Below are 24,198 nucleotides of genomic sequence, written 5' to 3'. Positions count from 1 at the left end.
CCGGCTCCCTGGGAGCCGGCCCGCCCTTCGCTGTCCGTACGTCCCGGGCAGCGGCATCCGCACGTCAATTCACGACGTCAACTCACGTCGGATGTGAACTCTTTCGGGAAACGACCAATCCGCTCGGCCCTGTGCGCCGAATGGCCCATGTGACGAACGGGACGAAGACAGTGACGCGCACCGGACCGGATGCCTCCGGCCCCGTGCCGAGCCCGCTGTCGCCGGCCGCCGTCGAGACCGGCACGCACCCGGAGGACCGCCCCGTACGGGGGACGGCACCGGGGAGACGTCGGCGTACCCGGCACCGGGCGCTGCCCAGGCGGCTTCCACACCGGTGGCGCTCCTGACGCGATGACCGGGCCCCGCCCGGTACCCGATCCCGTCACACCTTCGGACGTAACCCTCAGTAGCCATCCATGTACACAGGAGAGTCATGAACGCCTTCAGCTTCCGCCGCACCGCTGTCGCCGTCACCGCCGCAACCGTCCTGCCGCTCGCCCTGAGCGCCTGCGGCGGGTCGGACGACGAGGCCACCTCCGCGACGGACAAGAGCAAGAGCTCGGCACCCGCGCAGGCGGAGTCCAGCCCGGCGATGGCCGACGGCCCCTTCGGCCCGGGCTGTGCCTCCGTGCCGAAGGAGGGCGCGGGCTCGTTCGACGGCATGGCCAAGGACCCGGTGGCGACCGCCGCGTCCAACAACCCCGCCCTGTCCACCCTGGTCACGGCCGTGAAGAAGGCCGGCCTGGTGGACACCCTCAACAGCGCCGAGAACCTCACCGTCTTCGCGCCGACCAACGACGCGTTCGCCAAGATCCCGAAGGCCGACCTCGACAAGGTGCTGGCCGACAAGGAGATGCTCACCAACATCCTCACGTACCACGTGGTGGGCGAGAAGCTGACGCCGAAGCAGCTCGAGAACGGCACCTACGACACCCTGCAGAAGACGACGCTGACCACCAAGGGCAGCGGCGAGGACTACACCGTCAACGACAGCTCGAAGGTCGTCTGCGGCAACGTCCCGACCGCCAACGCCACGGTCTACATCGTCGACACCGTCCTGATGCCGAAGGCCTGACACCCGGGCCCCACGGAACACCCGCCGGACACGCGGGTGCCGGCCGGCAGCGTGCGCCCGTGCTGAAACCCCCCTCGGGAGCGCGCTGCCGGCCGTCCGGTGCCCCGTGCGCGGTCCGGAAGCCGTGCGCGGGCGCTCGGCGCCTGTGGCGCCAACGGTGAAATCGGATGCGCGTTCGCGGGGAACTCCCCACAATGGTGCGGTTGTTCCCCCTGTCACGCGATCACGGAGGCCACCACGTCCGCAGAACAGCAGCCCGCCGTCCGCCGCCACGAGCTCACCTGGGAGACGCTGGCCCCCGGACTTCATCCCTTCCGTCTCGACGACGAGGAGGGGGCCCGGCTCGTGACGCGGGTGGAGGCGCTCGTCCCGGAAGGTGTCGCCTGGTCGTGGCCGGACCACCACTGGGAGGAGCGGCACCGCTGCGTTGAACGGATCACGGATCTGTTCGTGGACCGGTACGGCCCCTGGGCGCGCGAGTGGAACTGGAGCGTCGGGGAGGGCGACAAGGACGGCGGCCCGGTCGGTTCCTGGTGCTGCGGATCGCATTCGGTACGCGCGCCGCGGGAGACCGCCACCAGGGCGGTCGCCGCCCTGCTGGAGTGGCGGGCCTGGCTGGAAGGCCTCGAAGCGGTGTTCGCGCAGCTCGCCCCGGCGCCGGACGCCACGCCCGAGCAGCGCAGTTGGCACCTGGAGCGGGCCGCCGTACGACTGGTGACACGGGTGCTCGACAGTAGCGGCGGGGAGAGTGGCTGGTACGGGGGCTGCTACCTGGCGCTGGAGTGGTTCCTCACCTCGTGCGGTATGGACCGCGCGACCGCGGGTGCCGCCGTGCGGGAGGCGATAGGCGGACGCTTCGAGAGCTGGGTCGCGCCCTCGCGGACGCTGATCGACTCGGTGGGCGAGGACCTCGCGGTCCGGTTGACCGGGCGGATGCCGTACCGCGACCACCGGGAGTACGAGGGCATCGAGGAGCGCCACGACCGGGGCCCGCGTGAGCGGGGCTGAGGCACTCTCCGGCACCGGTGCCGAGGAAGTCCACGGCACTGGCTACCAGGCGCTCCCCGGCACCGATTCCCTGGCGCTCCCCGGCACCGATTCCCTGGCCGACTGGTGCCGCGTCCGGCAGGAGGTCGACTGGGCGGGCCTCGACGCCCCAGCGGTCACGGGTCCGGTGACTCCTGCGGCCGACGGGTTCGTCGCCTGGTGCGCGGGGCCGGCCACCGACCGCGATCCGGTACGCGCCCGGCGCCTGCTGGCCGGGTACGCGGCCGTGCGCGCCGATGCCGAGCGCGGGGTGCCACTCACCTTTGCCCTGCTGTCCGGCTGGCAGCGCAGGGTTCTCGGTACCCGTGAAGCCCCGTTCCGCACCGGGGACGCCTACGCGAAGCGGGGGCGGGAGCGGTACGCCCTGACAGCCCGTACCCGTGCGGACCTCGAGGCGTGCCTGCGGGAGAGCGGCGCCCGCGACGTGCCACTGGTCGCGCGCGCCGCCCGGACCTACCTCGACGTGGCCTTCTTCCACCCCTTCGAGGACGGGAACGGCCGCGCGGCCCTTCTCACGCTCACCTACGTCCTCGCCCGGGAGCGGGTATTCCTGAGCGAGGTCGGGCCGCTGCAGACCACGCGCTACGCGGACGACCCGGCGGGCGCGGCGGATCTGGCGGTGCTGGTATCGGTCCTCGTACGGCGGTCGGCGGCGGAGTCCGGCCGTCACGGTCGACGGCACCCGCGCACCCCGGTCCGGACGGCGTCCGGGAGACCTTGACCACATCACGGACCAGCGGGGATTCGGATGCGCCCTCCGGTTGTTGGGGACGGGTGGACCTGCCCCCACCCGACGAACAGGACTCCCCGTGACAGACGAGCATGCCCGCCGTGCGGCCGACGCCCTCTCGCGTCCGTTCTCGGTCCGCGGACTGACCTCCCCCAACCGCATCGCCATGGCGCCGATGACCCGTCAGTTCTCGCCCGGCGGTGTCCCGGGCCAGGACGTGGCGGACTACTACGCCCGCCGCGCCGCCGGAGGTGTCGGCCTGATCATCACCGAGGGCACCTACGTGGACCACGACTCCGCGGGCACCAGCGGCAGCATCCCGCGCTTCCACGGCGAGGACGCGTTCGCGGGCTGGGCGGGCGTCGTGGACGCCGTCCACCGCGAGGGCGGCACGGTCGTCCCGCAGCTGTGGCACGTGGGTGTCACCCGCGCCGAGGGTGCCCCGCCCGTGGCGGAGGCCGAGCCGGTCGGCCCGTCCGGTGTGTCGCTGTCGGGCGAGCCCAAGGGGCGTGCCATGACGCGGAAGGACCTCGACGACGTCATCGGGGCGTTCGCCGGCGCGGCGGCGGCCGCCGAGCGGCTCGGCTTCGACGGCGCCGAACTGCACGGAGCACACGGCTACTTGATCGACCAGTTCCTCTGGGAGGGCAGCAACCGCCGGACCGACGCGTACGGCGGGAGCATCGTCGCGCGCACCCGGTTCGCCGCCGAGATCGTGGCGGCCTGCCGGGCAGCGGTCTCGGACGACTTCCCGCTGTTCTTCCGCATGTCCCAGTGGAAGATGGACGCCTACGACGCGAAGCTCGCCCGGACCCCCGAGGAGCTGGAGAGCATCCTCACGCCGCTGGCCGAGGCCGGCGTCGACGTCTTCCACGCCTCGACCCGGCGCTACTGGCTCCCCGAGTTCGAGGATTCCGACCTGAACCTCGCAGGCTGGGTGAAGAAGATCAGCGGCAGGCCGGCCGTCACGGTCGGCTCGGTCGGCCTGGACGGCGACTTCTTCAGCGCCTTCCAGGGCAACGGTTCGTCCGTGACCGGGATCGAGCAGCTCCTGGAGCGTATCGAGCGCGACGAGTTCGACATGGTCGCCGTCGGCCGGGCCCTGATCGCCGACCCCGAGTGGGCCGCGAAGACCCTCCGCGGGCGCACGGAGGACATCACGCCGTTCTCCGCGGAGATGCTCAAGACCCTGCGCTGAGCGGCGGGCCCTCAGGGTCCGGGACGGGCACGGAGGGCCGGTGCCCGCCCCGGGCACCGGGCCCGTCCGCATCCGCATCCGCGACCGGCGGGGCTGCCGGGCAACGCGGTCGCGTCGCGGAACGGGCACAGCACCGCTGAGTTGCCCCGGTGTCACACGTATGGCTACCCGCGCAGTCCCGCGTAAGCGGCTGGGGAGACCCCGCCGACGGCCCCGGCGGCGCCGCCGACCGACCAGACCCTGCCGGAGCGATCGGTCGAGGCACCGTAGAGGTAGCCGGCGCCTGAGGGGGATTCCGTCCGGGTGAAGGCACCGCTCCGGTCACGGGTCAGCACGTAGTCGCCGTCCTCGTCGACGGCGGTGTCCGCGGTCTCCCCAACGATCACCGGGCGGCCGGAGCCGTCGAAGGCGATGTCGTACAGCTGCCCGGTCTCCTGCGGTGCGGGGATCTCGCGCCACGACTTCCCGTCGAAGCGCATGATCGCCGGGCGTCTCCACAGCTCCTCGTCCGGGTGGAACCCGACCGCCCAGATGTCGTGGGCGGACCGGATCTCGATCCCGGCGAGCACGGTGTTGTCGTCGGGGAGTGCCTGCCTGGCCCACGATCGGCCGTCGAAGCGGGAGATCCCGTCACCGGTGGCGGTCAGCGTGCCGTCCTCGCCCGCCTCGATGCTGTCGACCCAGTTCAGGCCGGTGTCGGCGGGCAGGGTGGTCCAGGTGCCCGCCGTGTCCCTGTGGAACAGGATGTTCCCACCGCCTTCCTCCGTCGCGTACCAGCCGTACGCCCAGACCTGGCCGTCGGCCGTGGTGTCCAGCGCGTCCAGCCCGCTGTCCGTCGCCGTGGCGGGGAGCGGGAGGGCCGCCCTGCGCCATGAGCCGTGCTGCCTGCTCACGAGCAGGGCGTGGGAGGACTGTCCCTCGGCCGTGGTCAGGGTCTCGGCCCCGGCTGCCCACGGCTGCCCGTGCGCTCCGCCGGACACGTCCAGAAGTCGTCCGTGCTCGGCGGGGAGGACGGACCGCTCCCAGCCCCGGCCGGTCCAGCGCACGGCCAGGAGAGTTTCGGGGCTCTTGCCGGTGCCCAGGACTCCGCCCACCGCCCAAGCGGTGGTACCGGACGACTCGACGTCCCTCAGGATGCTGCCCGCCCCGGTCGTGGGGCTGACGTCCCGCCAGGTCTGCCCGGCCGCTGCGGCGGTCTGTGCGGCCGACAAGGTGAGGACGAGGGCGAGACCGGCGGCGGCACCGGCGGTGACGGGGGACAATCGCGAACGCATACGAACTCCTCGCTCGTAGATGACTCGGTCACCCCTTCGGTGCGCCGGCACCCCGTTTCCGTTTCACCTGATCGATTTTTTCCAGCCGCTCACGCCACGGCCCCCACATCCGTACCTGGCGTCTCCCAGTCGCCGGTGCCCAGCCGCCAGCCCGGTGGCCGCATGCCCAGCTCCACGGCGACTGCCGGGCACTTCCCTCAACTCCCCCACCAGGAAGACAAGTAGGGGATGTCCGCACCCGGCGCGACGCGACGGATCGCGGCGGTGGTCACCTCCAGGTCCGCTCGGATCTCCTCTGCGGCCCGGCTGCCCACGGACCAGTGATCCCGCGCTCCGGGCCCGTCCTCGGTGTACAGTTTTCAGGTCCTGTTGTCTCCGATAGAGGTGGACGTTGCGCATCTGAGGTCCGCGATCATCGCGCGGTACGGCCCCGCTGCCGTAGCCCGTCACGCCCGCGTCGGCTCCGCCGCCGCCCGTGACTCCGCGTGGATGCGACCTCGGTGCATGAGCCGTCCCCCGTCTGTCCACAGGCCTCGCACCCATCCCTCCTCCGGCCGGTCGCCGCGTGGTGCTCGCACACGAAGCCCCTGTTCCCATGCTTGCGACTGCGAGGATCACATGTCCCACCCCACCGCGCCCTCCGCCTCCCTCACCTGTTCCGCCCTGTCCTTCCGCCTGCCGGACGGTACGGCGGTCTTCGACGGGCTCTCCCTCGGCGTGGGCCGGGGCCGCACCGGGCTCGTCGGCGCCAACGGCTCCGGGAAGTCCACCCTGCTCCGCCTGCTGGCCGGCCGGCTGAAGCCCTCGGCCGGCTCCGTCACCGTCGGCGGCCACCTGGCCTACCTCCCGCAGAACCTCACCCTCGACACCGGGCTGAGCGTCGAGGACGCCCTCGGCATCACCGCGCGGCGTGCGGCGCTGCGCGCGATCGAGGCCGGAGACGTCGCCGACGCCCACTTCGAGACGGTCGGCGACGACTGGGACGTCGAGGAGCGGGCCCTCGCCACCCTGGGATCGCTCGGACTGGGCGAGATCGGGCTCGACCGGACCGTCGGGGAGCTGTCCGGCGGCGAGACGGTCCTGCTGCGGCTCGCCGCGCTGCTCCTGGAACGCCCCGACGTCCTGCTGCTGGACGAGCCGACCAACAACCTCGACGTGTTCGCGCGGCGCAGGCTGTACGACGCCGTCGAGTCCTGGCGCTCCGGTGTGCTCGTCGTGGTCAGTCACGACCGTGACCTGCTGGAACGCGTCGACCGGATCGCCGAGCTGCGGGCCGGCGAGATCAGCTGGTACGGCGGCGGCTGGTCGGCGTACGAGGAGGCGGTCGCCACCCAGCAGGAGGCGGCGGCGCGCATGGTGCGGGCCGCCGAGTCCGACGTACGCCGCCAGAAGCGCGAGCTGGAGGAGGCGCAGACCAAGGTGGCCCGCCGCCAGCGGCACAACAAGAAGATGGACGCCGAGCGACGGGCGCCGCGCATCGTCGCGGGCGCGCACAAGCGGTCGTCCCAGGAGTCCGCGGGCAAGCTGCGCGGGCTGCACGAGGACCGCCTCCAGGAGGCGCGGGACCGGCTCGACTCGGCGTCGGAGGCGGTACGCGACGATGCCGAGATCCGGGTCCGGCTCCCCCGCACCGCGGTCCCGGCCGGCCGTACGGTCCTGAGCGTGAAAGGACTGCGCCCTCGCTTCGGCACCCTGCGCGAAGGTGAGCTCCACGTCCAGGGGCCCGAGCGCATCGCGCTCGTCGGGCGCAACGGCGCGGGCAAGACGACGCTGCTGCGCACCCTCACCGGAGAGCTCGCGCCGGAGTCCGGCGAGGCCAGGGCCTTCGTGCCCCTACGCTTCCTGCCGCAGCGCCTGGACGTGCTCGACGACGGGCTGAGCGTCGCGGAGAACGTGTCACGCCTGGCGCCCGGCATCACGGACAACGAGATCCGTTCGCAGCTCGCCCGGTTCCTCTTCAAGGGAGCCCGTGCCGAGCAGCCGGCGGGCACCCTCTCCGGCGGCGAACGCTTCCGCGCCGCACTCGCGGCGACGATGCTGGCCGCCCCGGCACCCCAGCTGCTGCTGCTCGACGAGCCCACCAACAACCTGGACATGGCGAGCGTGCGGCAGCTCACGACGGCACTCGACTCCTACGAAGGGGCGCTGGTGATCGCGGGCCACGACCTCGCGTTCCTGGAGTCGGCCGGCATCATCCGCTGGGTGCTCGTGGGGGAGGAGCTGACGGAGCTGGGCGTGGAGGAGGTACGGGAGCTGTTCGGCGCGCCCGGCGCGACCGTGTGAGCGGTGTTCTACTGGAGGGGTGCGGGCCGTTTCCGGGCCCGCACCCGGCACCACCGGCAGTCGATCCGGACACCGCCATGGATTCCTCCCCCGCATTCCGAGTCATCTCCCGGGCCCTCGCGGGCACGGCCGTGGTCCTGCTGACGGCCCTGGCCCCACCTGCCGTCGCGGCCGACGGCCCTCCGTCGCCCACCGCCGTCGCCACCACCGGGCCGTACGCCGCCCCCTCCGACCGGACCGACCCGCGTACCGCCACCGCGGACCTCACCATCCCGTCGATCGGGGTGACGGACCTGCCGGTCGTTCCTTACGAAGGGACGACCGACGACACCCCGGGCACCCGTATCCAGAACCGTGGGGTGGCCGCCAGCCCGTACGGCGAGGACGGCGGCGTCGGGCCCGGCGAGGTCGGGAACTACCTGGTGACCGCCCACCGGATCACCTACGGGGGACCCCTGTACGACCTGCCGTCGCTCGACGAGGGCGGATCCGTCCTCGTCGAGGAGGACGGCACCGTCTACGAGTACCGGATCACGGAGACCCGGCAGACGTCCTTCCGCTCCGAACGCTCGCTCACCGAGCAGCGCGCCGAGGTGCCGGGCGAGCCGGGTCAGAAACCGACCCGGGCGATGATCACGATCTCCACCTGCGCGACCCCCGAGGACGACGCGGCCGGGAACCACTGGCGTGACGCCCACGACAACCCGGAGCACCGCATCGACAAGATCGGCGTACTGGTCTCCTCCCGGCCCGCGTGACCCGGCCCGAGGTGCACCCGGCCCTGGTGCTCCGGCCCTCGTGACCGGAAGGCGCCGGCCCGACGGCCCCGGTGTTCCGGCTCTCAGGGTCCGCCGTCGATGTCGTCCGGCAGCTCCAGCCACCGCGAGGTCCCCGGCTCGACGACGTACGCGCTGCCGTCCAGGCGGACCCGGACTCCCGGCCGCTCCGAGTCCGGTACGGCGATCCTGAGGCGTTCCGCGCGCAGGCGCAGGTCCACGTCCCAGTGACGCCTGAAGCGCAGGCGCATCCGGAACTTCGAGAGCTGGGGAAGCGTGGCCGGCGCGAGCCACAGGGCGTCGTCCCGGGTCTCCAGGCCCGTCATCCCACGCTGGACGAAGTCCAGCGTGCCGGCCATGGCGCCCAGGTGGATGCCCTCCTCCGTCGTACCGCCCTGGATGTCGACGACATCGCCGATCAGGGCCTCCTCGCAGTATTTCCAGGCCTGTTCGCGGTGCACCCTCGCGAGCACCCAGGCGTGGACGAGCGAGCTGAGGGTGGAGCCGTGGCTCGTGCGCCGCTCGTAGTAGTCGACGGTCGCCCGCCAGGCGTCGTCGTCGAGATCGTGGCCCAACCGCCCGAACAGTGCGGCAAGTTCCTTGGGGGAGAAGAGATAGCCGAGCATCAGCACGTCGGCCTGCTTCGACGCCTGGTAGCGGTTGACCGTGTCGCCCTCCGCCTCCAGGATCCGGTCGAGCCGCCGGATGTCCCCGTACCGTTTGCGGTAACCCGCCCAGTCCAGCTCGGCGAGCTCCCCGTAACCGGCGAACTGGCTCAGCACGCCCTGGTGTCGCGGCACATGGAGCCGCCGGGACACGTCCTCCCAGTGGTCCAGCTCGGACGGGTCGATGCGGATCATCTCGAGCAACTGCCGGCACCGGCTCGGCGGCAGGAGGCCGCAGAGCTCGCCGGCCCTCGCCAGCACCCAGGCGGCCGTCACGTTCGTGTAGGTGTTGTCGTCGAGTCCGGACACCTCGGAGTCGGGATAGGCATCGTGGTACTCGTCGGGCCCGACGACCCCCCGGATGCGGTACCGCCCGACCGAGTCGTCCCACGTGGCGCTGTCCGCCCAGAAGCGCGCGATCTGCAGGATCATCTCGGCGCCCTTGGAGTACAGGTACTCCGTGTCACCGGTGGCCTGGCAGTACTGCCACACGTTGTAGGCGACGGCCGACCCGACATGGTGCTGCAGCCGCGAGCGGTCCGGCAGCCAGCGCCCCGACCTCGGGTTGAGGTGCACCTCCTGGGTCTCCTCGCGCCCCTCGTCCGCGCTCTGCCACGGGTACATCGCACCGCGCCGCCCGGTGGCCTCGGCCGCCGCGCACGCGGCGGGCAGGCGCCGATGCCGGTAGTCCAGCAACCCCCGGGACACCTCGGGGAGATGCATGTTCAGGAAGGGCAGCACGAACAGCTCGTCCCAGAAGACGTGACCCCGGTAGGCCTCCCCGTGCAGCCCCCTGGCCGGTACGCCGACGTCGAGTTCGGCCGTGTGCGGCGAGAGGGTCTGCAGCACATGGAAGAGGTGCAGCCTCAGGATGCGCCCCGGCTCCCCCGGTACCTCCAGCTTCACCTGCTGCCACAGGTCACGCCACGCCCTGCGGTGGGAGGACCGCAGCCGGGAGTAGGGCGGAGCGTCGCTCACCGCCGACACGGCGGCCCGCAGCGGGCTGCCGATCGCCGGGTCACGAGAGGTGAACAGGCCGACCGTCTTGTCGACGACGGCCCCGGCGTCGGGTGACAGGGGAAGCAGCAGCCGCTGGTTGACGGCGCGGGGCTGCTGCTCCGGTTCGGCGCGGTGGTCACCGTTGCGCTCAGGCCCGCAGGAGGCCACCGTGCGGGCGGCCAGGGCGATTCCGATGTCCGACTCCACCGTCCGGCAGCGCAGCCACACCAGGGAGCCGGCCTCCGTGCCGGTCTCCCAGCCGGTGAGGTGCCGGTCGGCCAGGGCCCGGTAACGGGCGACTCCGGTGTTGCGGATGTCGCCGTCGATCCCCGCCTCCACCTCCAGCTCCCCCGACCAGCCCTCTGCGGTGAACTCCGCGTGCAGCGCGGCGAGATGGGGGTCACCCATGTGCACCAGGCGTTCCTGCTCCACCGTCAGCCGGCGACCGGCCTCGTCCTCGTACACGGACCGGCGCGTGAGAATCCCGCCGCGCAGGTCGAGCGACTGCCGGTGGTCGGTGAGGAACTCGTGGTCGGGTGTCAGCCACGGTCCGGGCGGGATGCCCCCGTCGGGGCGGATCCGGTAGCGAAGCGGCAGCCAGTTGGGGAGGTTGACCACGTCCTCGTTCTCGACCTGCCGTCCCTCGACGGACGAGGTCAGCCGGTTGTAGCAGCCCGCCACGTAGGTGCCCGGGTAGTGGACGTCACCGGCGGGGGTCTCGGGCGCGGCCCCACGGGTCGCGAAGTAGCCGTTGCCCAGGGTGCACAGCGCCTCCCGCAGACGCTCCTTCTCCGGGTCGTACCCCTCGTAGCTCCAGGTCCAGCCTCGGGCCATCAGTCCTCCCCGTTGATCAGCAGTTCACCGGGATCGGAGACCACCACGTCCGCGCCGTGACGCCGCAGGTCCCCGGCACCTTCGGGACTGTCGGTCCGGTCCACACCGACGACGAGACCGAAGCCGCCCCGCCTTCCCGCCTCCACACCGGCCAGCGCGTCCTCGACGACGGCGCTCTCCCCCGGCGGGATCCCGAGCCGCCGTGACGCCTCCAGGAACAGGGCCGGGTCCGGTTTGCCGGGCAGCTCCAGGCGCCGGGCCTCGTTTCCGTCCACCACCGCCTCGAACATCTCCAGGAGTCCGGCCCCTGCCAGGAGCTCCGTCGCGTGCCGGGACGCGGAGGCAGCGGCGAAGGGCACCCGAGCGTCGTGCAGCACGCGCAGCAGACGGACGGTCCCTGGCCAGACCGCGATCGGGTTGGTACGCATCCGGCGGGTGAACGCCTCGTCCTTGCGCGCGGCGACCGCCCACACGGTCCCGGTGCCGGGAGGGTCCTCGGGACTGCCCTCGGGGAGGTCGACACCTCTGGCCTTCAGGAAGGAGGCAGCGCCGTCCTTGCGCGATCTTCCGTCGACATGCCGTCTGTAGTCCTCCGCCTCGTCGAAGGGCGGCTGCCCCTCGTGGCCGGCGAGGCAGGCGTCGAAGGCCACCTTCCAGGCCGCGGCGTGTGCCGGGGCGGAGTCGGTGATCACACCGTCCATGTCGAAGACGACGGCGTGCACGGAGAGCAGGACTGCTGCCGGTGACGGTGCGCGTGCCATGACCGGGTGGTCCCTTCGTCGAGGCGTCCCCCGCTCCATGGCACCAGGAACCGGCTGGTCCCGCCTCTCGTACCGCGGCCCGCTCGTCGCTCACGAGACCCCAAGGCAAAATGTCGTAAAACTTTCTCTCTGCCCCATTCGGGACTACCGTGAAGTCATGGCCAGAACCGAGCGTCAGACCGGTCGGCAGGCTGAGTACGCGTGCCCGGCCTGCAAGAAGCCCGTCGCGACCGTCCTCGCGCGGCACAAGACTCTGGGCATCTTCGTCCCGCACTGGGGACCCGGCGATTGCCACAACCCGGCGTGCCATCGGTACACCGAGCCTGATCAGAACGTCTCCGCCGGACGAGGCGCACACTCCACCCGCCGGTGAGCCGTGGTCGGGAGCATGTAGCGCGCCCTGGTGGCCGTTGCGGCCGTGAGTGCTGGTGAGGCAGTCGGCCATGGGACCTTTCCGGACTTCTCCGGCAACCGGGCTCCTCGCGGATGACCGCGCGACGGTCCGCTCGAACCACCGCTTCTCCTGCTCGAACCACGTCTCCTGCGTGTCCGGCTCGAACCACGTCTCTCGCTCGAACCGCTCAGGCACCGTGCGCACTTCACCACCCACGTCTCGTCCGTAGTCCTGGCTCGACACTGCTGGCCGCTCGAACGGGGGAAGGCCCATCGCCTTCTCGTCGTGACTCCACCGGTCTTCGCGTCACGGTGGTGCCTCGGGATCAGAGATTCCGCTGGCTCAAGGTTTCAGCCTGTCCGGCTGTCCTGCCGACTCACGAGCCCTGCTCGGTCATCGATCCCGCTGGTTCATGGGTTCCGCTCATTCGCAGTGCTGCTGGTTCATGGGTCCTGCTGGTCCACCGGTCCTGCTTGGCCCATCGGTCCTGCTTGGTCCATCGGTCCTGCTTGGTTCATCGGTCCTGCTTGGTTCAGGCATTCAGGCGCAGTCGCTGGCCGGGGAAGATGAGGTGCGGCCCCTGGTCGAGGACCTCGCGGTTCATCTCGTACAGCGCGGGCCAGCCGCCGTCCACGTCAGCGCGCTCGGCGATCACCGAGAGGACGTCTCCGGACTCGACGACGTAGCTCTCCTCTTCGGCCAGATCCGCGGAGTACCGAGTCGCACCGTTGTCGCTGCCGGCCGAGCTGCTCTTCGCGCTCTCGTGGGAGCTGCCGGAGGATCCGCCTGAGTACGAGTTGCCGGAGGACGAACCACCGGACGAGTAGCTCTGGGACCCGCCGTTCGAACTGCCGGTCGACTGTCGCTGCGGAGTCGACTGCGTGGTGTCACTCCGGTCGGAGCCACTGGACGAGGAGGACGAAGACGAAGAGGAAGAGGAACTGGAGGAGCCGCTCGCTCCGAGCCGGCCGCAGGTGGGCCAGGCGCCCATCCCCTGCCCGCGGGCCACGCGTTCACCGACCGCGATCTGCTCGGACCGGGTGGCGAGGTCCGCGCGAGGCGCGTACTTCGCGCCGCCGTAGGCCCGCCAGGTGGAGGGGGAGAACTGCAGTCCGCCGTGGTAGCCGTTGCCAGTGTTGGTGTTCCAGCGGCCGCTGCTCTCGCACTGGGCGATGCGGTCCCAGTCCGTACCGTGCTGCACACCCGTCACCGTGGTGACCGCGGGAGCGACGGCGGCGGGAGCGGTGGCCGCCTGGGCCGGAGCCTGGGCGGGAGCCTGCGCCGGGGTGGCGGCGGCGCTGCGGCCGGAGAGGCCCAGCACGCTCAGGAGGACGAGCAGAAGGGCGAGCACCGATTCGACGGGCCGCTTGGCGAGGGGTGATGCCGGCATGACGGTATTTCCTCCGCTGTGCTCCAGAAGGTGTGCAAGGGCACGAACAGATAAGCCGCCGATATTCTTTTTATCTGGCTTTGACGCGTTCAAGGTCCGCACATTCACTCGGGTGGAGGGTCCTCAATGGCACTGTTCGGCAACGCGCACACCATCGATCCGGCAGGCGCACAGCGTGACTACGCACGGCTTCTCGGGCGGGGAGAGCAGGTGCACGCCGCCTACCAGCTGATACGCGACACGATCCTGTTCACCGACCGCAGGCTCGTCCTCATCGACAAGCAGGGGATCACCGGCAAGAAGGTGGAGTACCACTCCGTCCCGTACCGCAGCATCACGCACTTCGCGGTGGAGACCGCGGGCACCTTCGACCTGGACGCCGAACTGAAGATCTGGGTCTCCGGATCCGCCACCCCGATCCAGAAGACGTTCACCAAGGGCGTCGACATCTACGAGGTGCAGGCGGTCCTCACCCAGTACGTCGCGGGGTAGTCGCGTCAGGAACTGGCGTGCTTGGCACGAAGGTTGGCCATCTCCTGGCGGATGGAAGGCAGTTGGGCGTACAGCGCCTCACCCGGGCAGTAGGTCTGAAAGGTGTCGCGGTGCCCTGCCACCGTGTGCAGATAGACCACTTCGCCCCGGTGGTACAGGCTGTCGTCGTTCGTCGAGACCATCCGTACGAAGCCCTTCGGATCGACGGACCGGTCGAGCTTCCATGCGCCCACCTTCGCGATGCCCTCGATCATCGCCTTCGGCACCGGCACGCCGGGGTCGAAGGTGCCGAGGGCCGCGATGCCCACGCTGTGCGCGTTGAACCCCGTCGTGTGGGCTCCGCGGACCGAGCGTCCGACACCGCCCGCCCTGCCCTCGTAGATGTTCCCGCAGCGGTCGACGACGAAGTTGTAGCCGATGTCGTCCCAGCCCTTCCCTTCGATGTGCGTCTCCTCCATCTGCCGCAGCATCACGGGGGCGTCGGCGCAGTCGTATCCGTTGGGGTGCCCGGTGTGGTGGACGAAGACCGCCTTGACCGACCCCGTGTAGACCGCGTGCTCCTTCACCAGGCTCTCGTCGGCGTGCCACTGCGCCCTGGTGATGATCATCGGCTTCGGGGCCGCCGGAGTCTCCACCGGCTTCGCGGCGGCACGCTCGGGCGTGCCGAGCCGCACCGGCGCGTCCCGGATGACCAGGAACGCCAGCGGCACGACCATCGCGCACACGATTGTTCGGCGAAGCCACATAGGGCCACCATGCGTGCTGACCAGCCATTTCGCAGGTGACCGCACCCGATCGGGTGACAGGTGGAGGCAGTCCTCGACGCGGCCCGGAGGTCAGGAGACCGCGACGCTCGGGGCCCGGGGGTCAGGAGACCGCGACCGCCTGCTGCTGCTCGATGAGGCGGGCCGCGCGGTGCGGAGAGGTGTCGAGGCGGGCCAGCACACCAGGGACCGCGTTGTTGGGGAGGATCAGCTCGAACAAGGCGGAGATCTCTCCCACCAGGTCCGGCGGCTCGGCCATCGACTCCGTCACCAGCTGGACCCCTGTCCAGGCACCGACGAAGAGCCGGGACGTGGTCTCCGGGTCTACGTGCGGGAGGAGCTCACCGCGGTCCTTGGCCTCCGTGAGGATCTCCGCGCACAGAGCTATCCAGTCCGGCCAGCGGGTACCGAACAGCCCCCGCGCCCGGGGGTCGACGGAGAGCCGGATCGAGGCGCTGAGCAGGGGTTCCCTGGGCAGCCGGTAGGCCAGCAGGAGCGCCATGTCGACCCATTCCTGCAGCTTGAAGGTCTGCGGGGTGACCCCGTCCGAGGTCACCGCCTCCTGCAGGACACCCCGGGCCAGCTCTTCCTTCGACGTGAAGTGGAAGTAGAGCGCGCCCCTCGTCAGGCCGGCCCGGTCCAGGATGGCCGCGATCGTGGCCGCGTCGTACCCGTGCTCGTCGAAGACCTCTGCGGCTGCTTCCAGGAAGATTCTGCGCGTGCGGATCGCCCGTTGCTGTCGTGCCAACTCGCGCTCCTCTTGAACGTGCCTGACGCTTCTTCAAAAAGTACCGGTGGACCGGTATTCTATCAGCGCCGTAATGACCATTTTGCGCCATGCCCGGGAGTGCCATTGCCCGACATACCCACCGTTCCGAGCCGACCGCAGGACACCGCTGCGGGCTGGAACGGCGTCCGCGGCGAGGACGTCCACCTGCGGCGTTCCGACACGGTCCTCCTCACCGCATGGCGGCCTGTCGCGGATGGCGAGTTCTCGCTCACCGCGAGCTGGCCGCCCCCGGCCGCCGGGCTCCCGTACGACCCCCGGATGCTCACCCAGACGGTCCGCCAGAGCGGCCTGCTGATCGCGCACGCGGCGTACGGCGTACCGCTGGTCAACCAAACCCTGCTCCACAACTTCGACTTCACCGTCCTCCCGGGATTCGAGGTACCCCCGGACGCGCCGGCTGAACTCACGATCGAGGTGTCCGCCTCGACACCCAAGAAGCCCGGCAGGTCGGTGAGTTCCCTCGGCGTGGACGTTCGGTTCCTCCAGGGAACCACCTTGGTTGCCCGTGCCGCATCGGAGTTCGGCTGGATCTCCCCCCGGGTCTACAGCCGGTTCCGCGGTGCGACTCCCGGCGCCGGCTGGAACACCTGGGAGCTCCCAGCCCCTTCCGACCCGTGCGTCGTACGGCGCCCGACCGCGGCCGAGGTGGTCCTCTCGCCCGGGGACCGGCCGATGCGCTGGCAGTTGCGCAACAACGTGGCGGACGCCGTGCTCTTCGACCACCCGGTCGATCACGTCCCCGGACTGGTCCTGATGGAGGCGGCACAGCAGGCGGCACAGGCCGCCCTGCATCCCGCGACCCTCGAAGTTACCAACTTCAGCAGTTCTTTCGAGCGTTACACCGAGTTCGACCGGCCCTGCTGGATCGAGGCGGAGGTGACCTCCGCCGCCGACCCGGGCGAGGTCTCCGTCCTGGTCACCGCGACCCAGGACGGAGAAACGGTTTTTCACAGCCGGCTGTCCGGCCGTTCCGGGCCGGTCGGACCGGACAGCGGCCTCACTGGTTGAGGAAACCGCCGTCCACCGGGAGAACGGTGCCGGTGAGGAACGGGCTGCGGTCACTGAGCAACCAGGCAGCCGCCTGAGCTATTTCCTCCGGTTCGGCCGTACGCCCCTGCGGGGTCATGCTGTTGACCATGTCCTCCAGCCCCGGATTGCGGCCGAACCAGTCCGCGGTGATCTCGCTCCGTGTCGTCCCCGGCGCAACGGCGTTGACGCGTATGCCCTGTTGGGCGTACTCGTCCGCAGCGGCGCGGGTCAGTCCGACCACCGCGTGCTTGGCCGCGATGTAGGGAGCGGCAGCGGGTATGGCAACCACACCTCCCACGCTGCTGTTGTTCACGATGGAGCACCTCCCGGGGTTCTCCAGCATGGCGGCGATCTCGTGGCGGAGGCAGTTCCAGACCCCCCTCACATTGACGTCCATCACCGCGTCGTACACGTCATCGCCCATGAGGTGCAGCGGAGTTCTGTCACCTCCGAGACCCGCGTTGTTGAACGCCGAGTCCAGTCGGCCGTAGGTGTCGACCGCGAAGCCGACCGCACGAGCGGCGTCCTCCGGGACGGTGACATCACAGACGACATAGGCGGCTTGTGCCCCCTTGTCCTTCAACTCATCCACCAGAGAGGCGAGTCGCTCCTCCCTGCGGGCGGCCAGGACCACCGTCGCACCCTCGCCGGAGAACACCCGGGCCGCCGCCGCGCCGATACCACTGCTCGCCCCGGTGATCAGGACGACTCTGTCGTGAAGTAGATCGCTCATGGCCGCAGTCTGGCAGGAGCCCTCCGGCATGCCCACGCCGACGACCGCGCCACCGCCGGCCGCGTCGGCCCGTCCAGCACGGCCGGCGCAGCCGCATTACGTCCTGAAACATAACAAACCGCACATCCTGTTTCGGATGTCTCCAGGCGGAGAATCCCGACGACGGCTCGCATGTCCGTGACCGCGAGCCGGGGTGTCCTGTCGGCCGGTGGATCGATGTGTGCCGCCGCGCCGCGGTCGGGTGCGCCACCCGGGCAGGCCGAGGGCGGGAGACACGGACTCAAGGGCTCCGGGGGCAGCCGTGAGGGCCCTGAGCGGCGCCGGCGAGGGGAAGGGGGCCGGGGGAAGCCCGGGGCCGCACCAGGACGACAGGGCGACCCACCCTTCCGGCTCCGCCCGGCCCTCAGTCCGCGACGAGCGTCGTACCGAGGACCGTGACGTGCTCCAGGACGTCCTCCAGGGGGTCGTCGACCTGTCCCGTGGCGATCAGTGCAACCTGCGGCCCGTTGTGCGATCCGGTGTGCGTCTCGTCGGCCTGCGCGCCCGCTGCGGGGACCACGGAGGCCAGTACGGCCGCCCCGATGGCTGCCAGCTTGCTCTTCATGTCGTCCCGTCTCCTCGCCCGAACCGTCCGTGCGGCACCGTCGGCGTGATCTTCCCGGCCGTGGGCCGAGGACGCGCGCGGACACGAGCCGGGTCCCGCGACACCGGTCCGCACGTCGCCGCTTCGGCGGACACCCACATGCGGCACCCCGGGGCGGAGGGCCCCGGGGTGCGCGGTAGTGCGTGGGTGGGAGGGGCTACGCGGCCTTGTTGGCGCGCCGCTGGGCGGCGGCGGCGCGCGCCTCGGACGTCGGGGTGTTGGCGTTGGAGCGACGCCCCTGGCCGGGGCGGGCGCCCCGTCGGCCACGCGGACCGGAGCCGCCGCCCTTGCCCGGCTCGGAGACCTGAGCGCCCGCGGTGACCGGCACGCCCGACGGCGTCCGTGCCCCGGTGATCCGGCTCAGTTCGGCCTGGCCCGAGCGGACCTGGGCGACCTGCGGGGTGATCCCGGCGTCGGCCATCAGACGGGTCATCTCGCGGCGCTGGTTGGGCAGCACGAGCGTCACGACGCTGCCGGACTCCCCGGCACGGGCGGTACGGCCACCGCGGTGCAGGTAGTCCTTGGGGTCGGTCGGCGGGTCGACGTTGACGACGAGGTCGAGGTTGTCGACGTGGATGCCCCGGGCCGCGACGTTCGTGGCGACCAGCACGTTGACCTGGCCGGTCTTGAACCGGTCCAGGGTCCGGGTGCGCTGCGGCTGCGACTTGCCGCCGTGCAGCGCGGCCGCCCGTACTCCGCTGTGCAACAGGTGGGCGGTGAGTTTGTCGACCGCGTGCTTGGTGTCCAGGAACATGATCACCCGGCCGTCGCGGGCGGCGATCTCGGTGGTCGTCGCGTACTTGTCGGCGCCCTGGACGTAGAGCACGTGATGCTCCATCGTCGTCACCGCGCCGGCCGCGGGGTCCACGGAGTGGACGACCGGGTCGTTGAGGTAACGGCGGACCAGCAGGTCCACGTTCCGGTCCAGGGTGGCCGAGAACAGCATCCGCTGGCCGTCGGGGCCGACCTGGTCCAGCAGCTCGGTGACCTGGGGCATGAAGCCCATGTCGGCCATCTGGTCGGCCTCGTCGAGGACCGTGACGGTGACGCGGTCGAGCTTGCAGTCGCCTCGCTCGATGAGGTCCTTGAGCCTGCCCGGCGTGGCGACCACGACCTCGGCGCCGCCGCGCAGCGCGCTCGCCTGGCGCCCGATGGACATACCGCCGACGACCGTGGTCGTCCGGAGCCTCAGGGACCGGGCGTACGGGGTGAGCGCGTCGGTGACCTGCTGGGCCAGTTCCCGGGTGGGGACCAGGACGACGGCCAGCGGCCGACGGGCGTCCGCCCTCCGGCCCGCGATGCGGGCCAGCAGCGCCAGCCCGAAGGCGAGCGTCTTGCCGGAACCGGTGCGCCCGCGGCCCAGGACGTCGCGTCCGGCCAGCGAGTTCGGCAGGGTGGCGGCCTGGATCGGGAAGGGCACGGTGAGACCCTCGGCGGCCAGCGCCGCGAGCAGCGGCGCGGGCATGTCGAGGTCCGCGAAGGACTCGGCGGCCGGAAGGGCGGGAGTCACGGTCACCGGCAGGGCGAACTCGGCCGTGGCGGAGGAGGTGCGGCGGCCGTTGCCGCCCGGGCGGCCGGGTCCGCCGGAGCGCCCCCGCGAACCCGGGGCGCCCTGCCGGCCGGACCCTGCCGAACGGAATCCGTCGGCCGTGCGGCTTCCCGCGGAACCTCCCGAGCGCGTCCGCGAAAATCGGTCGTTCGTACGAGCTGTGCGATCTCGGTTCAATGCAGAACCCTTCCCTCGAATGGCACGTGTCGAGGGATTCCCTTCCGGGCGCCGCACATCGGGCGCCGAGAATCGCAAGAACGAGCCGGTGAAATTAAATGGAATTCGAAGTGCACCCGGGGTGGACCACCAGGATTCGGCACTTCGTACACCTGTGCACCACCGCCGCCGCCACGGACGGCTCGGCGGGGAGCCGGGAAAACACAACGAGCTGGGACCCGCACCCCTTGGTGCGGGCCCCAGCTGTGTCACTTACCCGAGTGCTCAGGCAGGGGTGATGTTCTCCGCCTGCGGGCCCTTCTGGCCCTGCGTGACGTCGAAGTTCACCTTCTGGCCCTCCTGCAGCTCACGGAAGCCCTGGGCCGCGATGTTCGAGTAGTGGGCGAAGACGTCAGCGCCGCCGCCGTCCTGCTCGATGAAGCCGAAGCCCTTTTCCGAGTTGAACCACTTCACGGTGCCGGTAGCCATGTCATATCTCCTTCGGGGCGTTGCCCGTGGGCCCGCACTGTGCGAACCCTACGTCGCCGCAAATGATTGCCCCGTCCGGAAGAGACCGGAAATACAAAAGCGCACCCACCGGAGTGAAAACGGTGAGAGCACTTGAAGTTTTGGGAACCACAACTGCAACTGAGATCAACAGTAGCATGATTCGGGCACAAGTGAGCAGTACGCCATATCACTGCGCAGCCGCCACGGTACACGGGACATAGCGTGGGACATAAACCCTCACCGCGCATTGCGCGTATTTCTGTGCCCACGGAAACAGATATGCACCCGCGTGCCGCTCAGGAATCGGTGCCGCTCCGGCCGGGCGCGGACCGGCGGAGCTCCTCGTTGAGGCGCTGGGCCTCCTCGAGCTGGTCCTCCAGGATCACGATGCGGCAGGCCGCCTCGATCGGTGTGCCGCCGTCCACCAGTTCGCGGGCGCGGGCGGCGATGCGCAGCTGGTAGCGCGAGTACCGCCGGTGGCCGCCCTCCGACCGCAGGGGCGTGATCAGGCGGGCCTCACCGATCGCCCTGAGGAAGCCGGGCGTCGCACCGATCATCTCGGCGGCCCGCCCCATCGTGTACGCGGGGTAGTCGTCGTCGTCGAGACGGTCCGTCGCGTGCGACGGGGGCTCCGGGGGCATCTGCACCTTCTCTGCTGCGCACCGGGCCACTGATATGACCTGGCTGCACAAGAAACCCTAGGCGCAGGGGTAGGTCATGTCTATCGCCGCCGGGACAGCTTTGGGCGTCCCGGCGCGCCGACGGCGCGCGGGACGGCGCGGGCAGGGGGCCGCCCGCCACCCCACGCGTCCGCGCGACACCCCCAACACCACTGACCGACCGGTCAGTTGTCGCTGGACCGGCGAACGGTCATACTGCTCACGTAGCCCTTCACGCATCCCCCGTCGTGAAGGGCTACTCCACGTCCGGCCCCGGTACACCGGGGCCGCCCACGTCACCGGAGCACGCACCGCATGAACACCACGGACGGGACCGCGCACAGGACCACGGCCGTGGCACGTACGGTCACCGATGTCCTCCAGCCCCGCAACACGCTGATCGTCGGCATGCTCGCCATCGGGCTGGCCTCCGCCGGTGACTGGACCGGCCTCCCCTGGGGCTTCCTCGGTGCTCTCTGCGCCGGTCTCGTCCCCGCCGGGTACATCGAGTGGGAGCGCGGGCGCGGGACCTGGGGCGACAGGCACGTCGTGGACCGGACGCAGCGGGCGCCGATCTTCCTGGTGATCCTGGGTTCGCTCGGCGCAGGGTCTCTGATCATGGTCCTGGGCCACGCGCCCCTCGGAATCCTGATCGCGATGCTCTCGCTGTGGGGCATGACGACGGTGCTCCTGGCGGTCAACACGGCCTGGAAGATCTCGGTGGACTCCGCGGTCGCCGCAGCCGTGGTCGCGCTGCTCGGCGTCGCCCACTCCGCCTGGTGGCTCTGCGCGGGCGTCCTCACCGTCGCCGTGTGCTGGTCCCGGGTGGCGCTGCGCTACCACTCGGTGGCCCAGACGGTCGCGGGCGCGGCGGTGGGCGCGTGCACGGCCGCCGGCTTCCTCTTCGTCTGAGTGCCGGACGGTCCGGGCTCGTCCGAGGCGCCGGACGGTCCCGGGCGCCGCCCGCGCGGGACGCCCCCGATTGCGGACCTGCCCGGGAGCCGGTTACGTGGACGCGGGGGCGGCTCTGTCACCGGGAGGCACCACATGGCGAGGAAAGCCTCGAACTCCAAGGTCGGTCTGCTCCTGAGCCTCGGCAGCAGCGCGATCGCCGTGATCCGCTCCGTCAACCGGATGCGGAAGACGCGGGGCGACCAGGACAACCTGGAGATGGCCAACGCCGTGGCCGGACTGCTGCCCCTGATCACCTCGGCGCTGATCGTGCTGCGTCGGCTGCGTGGACACACCCGGCAACCCGCCCGGTGACGCGGACATGACGCGGACGGGTCCGCTCAGGCCGCTTCCCGACGCGTCCGCGCGCCAAGCCTCTCCAGCACCCGCGCCCGCAGCAGCTCGTACTCCTCGCGGAGCCGCACGATCTCCTGCGGGCGCTCGATGACGACGCCGCCGCTCACGGTCTCGTGGGCCTCGAACTGCTCCCGAGTCAGGTCGATCTCGACGCCCATGCCCAGCCGGTTCCACCAGTGGTAATCGACGCGCACGCCGTCGACCAGGACCTCTCCCCGGATCAGCTCACCGCCCAGCAGGTCGTTGAGGACCATGGCGGTGACCCCGCACTGGTCGCGGGCCGGGTTGTCCGGCTTCCACCGGTCCCGGTACTCGGGGGTGGTGGTGTCCGCGCCCCAACTGCTGCGGACGGCGGTTTCGATGTCGGTGAGGAGCAAGGGTTCCATGGGCCCGATCCTGGCACCCGCCTCTGACAACGACCCCGCACCGCAGTGCTGTTCAGTAGCCCTTGCTCCGTGAGACGAGTACGGCGATGTCGTCCTCGGCCGTGGCGGCGAATCGTTCCACGACCTCGTCCAGGAGATCCTCCAGATGCCCGGCCGCCGGGGCCCGGAGACTCGTCAGCCGGCCGATCGAGACGTCGATGTCCTCGCCCCGCCGCTCCACCAGTCCGTCCGTGTACATGAAGAGCACGGTGCCGGGGCTGCACGGCAGCACCGTCGTCCGGTAGCCGCCCATGCCCGTGCCGAGCGGTGGTCCCACGGGGATGTCGGCGATCCTCCCGCAGGCACCCGGATCGATGAGGACCGGTGGTGGATGCCCGGCGCTGGCCATCTCGCAGACGCCCTCCCGGCGGTCGACGACGGCGACGACACAGGTCGCGGCCCGGTCGAGGCCGGACTGCTCGACGGCCTTGTCCAGACGGTCCAGGACCTCGTGGGGCGGGAGGTCGTCCACGGCCATGAGGCGCAGCATCGAGCGGTAGTTGCTCATGGCGACGGCGGCGTCCACGCCGTGGCCCATCACATCGCCCATCACCTTCATGTGACGGCCGCCCGTGAGCGGAATGGCGTCGAACCAGTCACCGCCCACCACCGCCCCCGCGCCGGCGGGCAGGTAGAGGGAGGCGATCTCGATGCCCGAGTTGGGCCCCCGCGGCTCGGAGAGCAGGGACCGCTGGAGCTCCCTGGCGACACGGTGCTCCTTCTCGTACCGGTGCGCGTGGTCCATGTCGACGGACGCCCGGCCGGCGAGGGCCCTGGCGACGACCACGTCGAGCCCCTCGGTGAAGGGAGGGGAGTTCCCGGCCCGGACCATGCTGAGCACGCCCGTCGTCCGGTCGCCGATGACGAGCGGCACCGCGACGACCGAGTGCAGGCCGAGAGCCCGGTAGGCGGCGACCCGCTCCGGACCCGGTGCGGATTTCTCGAACCACTCGTCGTCGGCGAGGTTCTCGATCACCGGTTCTCCGGTCACCTGGCACCGGGCCACGGCGGCACCCGGGGGATAGACGACGTCCTCCCCCACCCCCTCGAAGCGCCGGATCCCCTCGGCGAGTTCCGGGACGGAAGCCAGCCCGTCGCGTCGCAGGCGCAGCATCCCGGCGGCCGTCGCCGTGCTGCGGTGATCCGGGTCGTCGGCGAGCACCTCGACCACGGCGATGTCGGCCATCAGGGGCACGACGAACTCCGCCAGTTCCTGACAGGTGGTGGCCGCGTCGAGGGTGGTACCGATGCTGGCGGCCGCGCTGTCCAGGAGCGTGAGGTAGCTCCTCGCCCGCCTGAGCTCCTCCTGCTCGTCGTCGGTGGCGGTGATCTCCTGGGCGATGCCGACCAGCCCCTGCACCCGGCCGTCCGTCTCGACACGGTGGTAGGCGATGCGCCAGGAGCGTCGCTTCGCGACGGCATCCGTCCGGGCACCCACGCCGACGGTTCCCGTCCGTGCCCTGCCGTCGGCCAGCACCTTGCGCACCACACCGGCCCGGACGTCGACGGCCGAGAGGACCTCGTCCACCGTCCGGCCCAGATGGTCGGCGGCCGGGATGCCGTTGAGCCGTTCGAACGCGGCGTTCACATAGATGTAGCGGAGCTCCGTGTCGAGGACGGCCACGCCTGCCGCGCTGTCGGCGAGCACCGCTGCCAGGCCCGCCACGTCGAGGCCGGGCGGGTCGGCGTGCTCTTCGGCCTGCAACGGAGCCTC

General features: G+C 71.0%; 22 protein-coding genes and 2 pseudogenes. 11 read left to right on the top strand and 13 right to left on the bottom strand.

Annotated elements, in window-relative coordinates:
- Nucleotides 1-433: 433 nt before the first annotated feature.
- From ACGFNN_RS19700 to ACGFNN_RS19685, 4 genes are all read left to right on the top strand, one after another.
- A complete protein-coding gene (locus ACGFNN_RS19700; protein WP_393557421.1) occupies nt 434-1,075 on the top strand; it encodes a fasciclin domain-containing protein in 642 nt (213 codons plus the stop codon).
- A gap of 345 nt (nt 1,076-1,420) precedes the next feature.
- Nucleotides 1,421-2,083 (top strand): hypothetical protein, encoded by a 663-nt coding sequence (locus tag ACGFNN_RS19695; RefSeq protein ID WP_393557419.1) that lies wholly within the window; start codon nt 1,421-1,423, stop codon nt 2,081-2,083.
- Complete coding sequence (locus ACGFNN_RS19690; protein ID WP_393557417.1) at nt 2,070-2,843, top strand: Fic family protein; 774 nt, start codon at nt 2,070-2,072, stop codon at nt 2,841-2,843. Before ACGFNN_RS19695 ends, ACGFNN_RS19690 begins: the two co-directional genes overlap by 14 nt.
- An 88-nt stretch (nt 2,844-2,931) precedes the next feature.
- Nucleotides 2,932-4,050, top strand: a complete 1,119-nt coding sequence (locus ACGFNN_RS19685) for an NADH:flavin oxidoreductase (RefSeq protein WP_393557415.1) — start codon at nt 2,932-2,934, stop codon at nt 4,048-4,050.
- Nucleotides 4,051-4,214: 164 nt separating this feature from the next.
- Here ACGFNN_RS19685 and ACGFNN_RS19680 read toward each other — a convergent pair whose 3' ends face one another.
- Nucleotides 4,215-5,324 (bottom strand): hypothetical protein, encoded by a 1,110-nt coding sequence (locus ACGFNN_RS19680; protein WP_393557414.1) that lies wholly within the window; start codon nt 5,322-5,324, stop codon nt 4,215-4,217.
- Nucleotides 5,325-5,813: 489 nt separating this feature from the next.
- On the opposite strand from ACGFNN_RS19680, the pseudogene ACGFNN_RS19675 reads away from it, so the two are divergent.
- From ACGFNN_RS19675 to ACGFNN_RS19665, 3 genes and pseudogenes are all read left to right on the top strand, one after another.
- A pseudogene (locus ACGFNN_RS19675) lies at nt 5,814-6,542 on the top strand (ATP-binding cassette domain-containing protein); the annotation flags it as partial.
- Nucleotides 6,543-6,677: 135 nt separating this feature from the next.
- A pseudogene (locus tag ACGFNN_RS19670) lies at nt 6,678-7,419 on the top strand (ATP-binding cassette domain-containing protein); the annotation flags it as partial.
- A 265-nt stretch (nt 7,420-7,684) separates the two neighbouring features.
- Complete coding sequence (locus ACGFNN_RS19665; RefSeq protein WP_393557412.1) at nt 7,685-8,365, top strand: class E sortase; 681 nt, start codon at nt 7,685-7,687, stop codon at nt 8,363-8,365.
- Between the two features lie 83 nt (nt 8,366-8,448).
- Here ACGFNN_RS19665 and ACGFNN_RS19660 read toward each other — a convergent pair whose 3' ends face one another.
- The 3 genes from ACGFNN_RS19660 to ACGFNN_RS19650 form a co-directional block, all read right to left on the bottom strand.
- On the bottom strand, nt 8,449-10,881 hold the full coding sequence (locus tag ACGFNN_RS19660; RefSeq protein ID WP_393557411.1) for a glycoside hydrolase family 65 protein: 2,433 nt from the start codon (nt 10,879-10,881) through the stop codon (nt 8,449-8,451).
- Nucleotides 10,881-11,642, bottom strand: coding sequence for an HAD family hydrolase (locus tag ACGFNN_RS19655; RefSeq protein ID WP_393557409.1), 762 nt, complete (start codon nt 11,640-11,642; stop codon nt 10,881-10,883). Before ACGFNN_RS19655 ends, ACGFNN_RS19660 begins: the two co-directional genes overlap by 1 nt.
- Nucleotides 11,643-12,568: 926 nt before the next feature.
- Nucleotides 12,569-13,426 (bottom strand): transglycosylase family protein, encoded by an 858-nt coding sequence (locus ACGFNN_RS19650; RefSeq protein ID WP_393557407.1) that lies wholly within the window; start codon nt 13,424-13,426, stop codon nt 12,569-12,571.
- A 126-nt stretch (nt 13,427-13,552) separates the two neighbouring features.
- On the opposite strand from ACGFNN_RS19650, the gene ACGFNN_RS19645 reads away from it, so the two are divergent.
- Nucleotides 13,553-13,918: a PH domain-containing protein gene (locus tag ACGFNN_RS19645; RefSeq protein WP_362549864.1), complete on the top strand. Its 366-nt coding sequence runs from the start codon at nt 13,553-13,555 to the stop codon at nt 13,916-13,918.
- Between the two features lie 5 nt (nt 13,919-13,923).
- Here ACGFNN_RS19645 and ACGFNN_RS19640 read toward each other — a convergent pair whose 3' ends face one another.
- Nucleotides 13,924-14,664, bottom strand: coding sequence for a peptidoglycan recognition protein (locus tag ACGFNN_RS19640; RefSeq protein WP_393557405.1), 741 nt, complete (start codon nt 14,662-14,664; stop codon nt 13,924-13,926).
- Between the two features lie 121 nt (nt 14,665-14,785).
- The gene (locus ACGFNN_RS19635) at nt 14,786-15,430 is read right to left on the bottom strand and encodes a ScbR family autoregulator-binding transcription factor (protein ID WP_393557403.1); all 645 of its coding nucleotides are present in this window, start codon (nt 15,428-15,430) and stop codon (nt 14,786-14,788) included.
- A gap of 99 nt (nt 15,431-15,529) precedes the next feature.
- On the opposite strand from ACGFNN_RS19635, the gene ACGFNN_RS19630 reads away from it, so the two are divergent.
- Nucleotides 15,530-16,480: a ScbA/BarX family gamma-butyrolactone biosynthesis protein gene (locus ACGFNN_RS19630; RefSeq protein WP_393557401.1), complete on the top strand. Its 951-nt coding sequence runs from the start codon at nt 15,530-15,532 to the stop codon at nt 16,478-16,480.
- Here the strand turns inward: ACGFNN_RS19630 and ACGFNN_RS19625 are convergent.
- From ACGFNN_RS19625 to ACGFNN_RS19605, 5 genes are all read right to left on the bottom strand, one after another.
- Entirely contained in the window at nt 16,470-17,234 is a 765-nt protein-coding gene (locus ACGFNN_RS19625; protein WP_393557399.1) for an SDR family NAD(P)-dependent oxidoreductase, read from the bottom strand. The two genes, ACGFNN_RS19630 and ACGFNN_RS19625, sit on opposite strands and share 11 nt — an antisense overlap.
- A gap of 403 nt (nt 17,235-17,637) precedes the next feature.
- A complete protein-coding gene (locus tag ACGFNN_RS19620) occupies nt 17,638-17,838 on the bottom strand; it encodes a hypothetical protein (RefSeq protein ID WP_393557397.1) in 201 nt (66 codons plus the stop codon).
- 196 nt (nt 17,839-18,034) lie between these two features.
- Nucleotides 18,035-19,603, bottom strand: coding sequence for a DEAD/DEAH box helicase (locus tag ACGFNN_RS19615; protein WP_393557395.1), 1,569 nt, complete (start codon nt 19,601-19,603; stop codon nt 18,035-18,037).
- A gap of 264 nt (nt 19,604-19,867) precedes the next feature.
- On the bottom strand, nt 19,868-20,071 hold the full coding sequence (locus ACGFNN_RS19610; RefSeq protein WP_033269772.1) for a cold-shock protein: 204 nt from the start codon (nt 20,069-20,071) through the stop codon (nt 19,868-19,870).
- A gap of 317 nt (nt 20,072-20,388) precedes the next feature.
- Nucleotides 20,389-20,733: a MerR family transcriptional regulator gene (locus tag ACGFNN_RS19605; protein ID WP_362668277.1), complete on the bottom strand. Its 345-nt coding sequence runs from the start codon at nt 20,731-20,733 to the stop codon at nt 20,389-20,391.
- Nucleotides 20,734-21,066: 333 nt separating this feature from the next.
- Here ACGFNN_RS19605 and ACGFNN_RS19600 point away from each other — a divergent pair, with 333 nt between their 5' ends.
- Entirely contained in the window at nt 21,067-21,663 is a 597-nt protein-coding gene (locus tag ACGFNN_RS19600) for a hypothetical protein (RefSeq protein WP_393557392.1), read from the top strand.
- 135 nt (nt 21,664-21,798) lie between these two features.
- Nucleotides 21,799-22,017, top strand: a complete 219-nt coding sequence (locus ACGFNN_RS19595) for a hypothetical protein (RefSeq protein ID WP_365518684.1) — start codon at nt 21,799-21,801, stop codon at nt 22,015-22,017.
- A gap of 26 nt (nt 22,018-22,043) precedes the next feature.
- Here ACGFNN_RS19595 and ACGFNN_RS19590 read toward each other — a convergent pair whose 3' ends face one another.
- Nucleotides 22,044-22,445 (bottom strand): hypothetical protein, encoded by a 402-nt coding sequence (locus ACGFNN_RS19590; RefSeq protein ID WP_393557390.1) that lies wholly within the window; start codon nt 22,443-22,445, stop codon nt 22,044-22,046.
- 52 nt (nt 22,446-22,497) lie between these two features.
- Nucleotides 22,498-24,189: a SpoIIE family protein phosphatase gene (locus ACGFNN_RS19585; RefSeq protein WP_393557389.1), complete on the bottom strand. Its 1,692-nt coding sequence runs from the start codon at nt 24,187-24,189 to the stop codon at nt 22,498-22,500.
- Nucleotides 24,190-24,198: the final 9 nt, after the last annotated feature.

The organism is Streptomyces sp. NPDC048590 (genome assembly GCF_043199535.1).
Lineage (GTDB): Bacteria > Actinomycetota > Actinomycetes > Streptomycetales > Streptomycetaceae > Streptomyces.
Note: the sequence above shows the minus strand (reverse complement) of the source record. Positions and strands in the feature narration are given on the sequence as shown.

What these genes read in the sequence shown, in the direction of transcription:
- ACGFNN_RS19700 (WP_393557421.1), top strand. Translation starts at nt 434, where the DNA reads ATGAACGCCTTCAGCTTCCGCCGCACCGCTGTCGCCGTCACCGCCGCA.
- ACGFNN_RS19680 (WP_393557414.1), bottom strand. Translation starts at nt 5,324, where the DNA reads ATGCGTTCGCGATTGTCCCCCGTCACCGCCGGTGCCGCCGCCGGTCTC.
- ACGFNN_RS19665 (WP_393557412.1), top strand. Translation starts at nt 7,685, where the DNA reads ATGGATTCCTCCCCCGCATTCCGAGTCATCTCCCGGGCCCTCGCGGGC.
- ACGFNN_RS19660 (WP_393557411.1), bottom strand. Translation starts at nt 10,881, where the DNA reads ATGGCCCGAGGCTGGACCTGGAGCTACGAGGGGTACGACCCGGAGAAG.
- ACGFNN_RS19655 (WP_393557409.1), bottom strand. Translation starts at nt 11,642, where the DNA reads ATGGCACGCGCACCGTCACCGGCAGCAGTCCTGCTCTCCGTGCACGCC.
- ACGFNN_RS19650 (WP_393557407.1), bottom strand. Translation starts at nt 13,426, where the DNA reads ATGCCGGCATCACCCCTCGCCAAGCGGCCCGTCGAATCGGTGCTCGCC.
- ACGFNN_RS19645 (WP_362549864.1), top strand. Translation starts at nt 13,553, where the DNA reads ATGGCACTGTTCGGCAACGCGCACACCATCGATCCGGCAGGCGCACAG.
- ACGFNN_RS19640 (WP_393557405.1), bottom strand. Translation starts at nt 14,664, where the DNA reads ATGTGGCTTCGCCGAACAATCGTGTGCGCGATGGTCGTGCCGCTGGCG.
- ACGFNN_RS19625 (WP_393557399.1), bottom strand. Translation starts at nt 17,234, where the DNA reads ATGAGCGATCTACTTCACGACAGAGTCGTCCTGATCACCGGGGCGAGC.
- ACGFNN_RS19620 (WP_393557397.1), bottom strand. Translation starts at nt 17,838, where the DNA reads ATGAAGAGCAAGCTGGCAGCCATCGGGGCGGCCGTACTGGCCTCCGTG.
- ACGFNN_RS19610 (WP_033269772.1), bottom strand. Translation starts at nt 20,071, where the DNA reads ATGGCTACCGGCACCGTGAAGTGGTTCAACTCGGAAAAGGGCTTCGGC.
- ACGFNN_RS19605 (WP_362668277.1), bottom strand. Translation starts at nt 20,733, where the DNA reads ATGCCCCCGGAGCCCCCGTCGCACGCGACGGACCGTCTCGACGACGAC.
- ACGFNN_RS19600 (WP_393557392.1), top strand. Translation starts at nt 21,067, where the DNA reads ATGAACACCACGGACGGGACCGCGCACAGGACCACGGCCGTGGCACGT.
- ACGFNN_RS19595 (WP_365518684.1), top strand. Translation starts at nt 21,799, where the DNA reads ATGGCGAGGAAAGCCTCGAACTCCAAGGTCGGTCTGCTCCTGAGCCTC.
- ACGFNN_RS19590 (WP_393557390.1), bottom strand. Translation starts at nt 22,445, where the DNA reads ATGGAACCCTTGCTCCTCACCGACATCGAAACCGCCGTCCGCAGCAGT.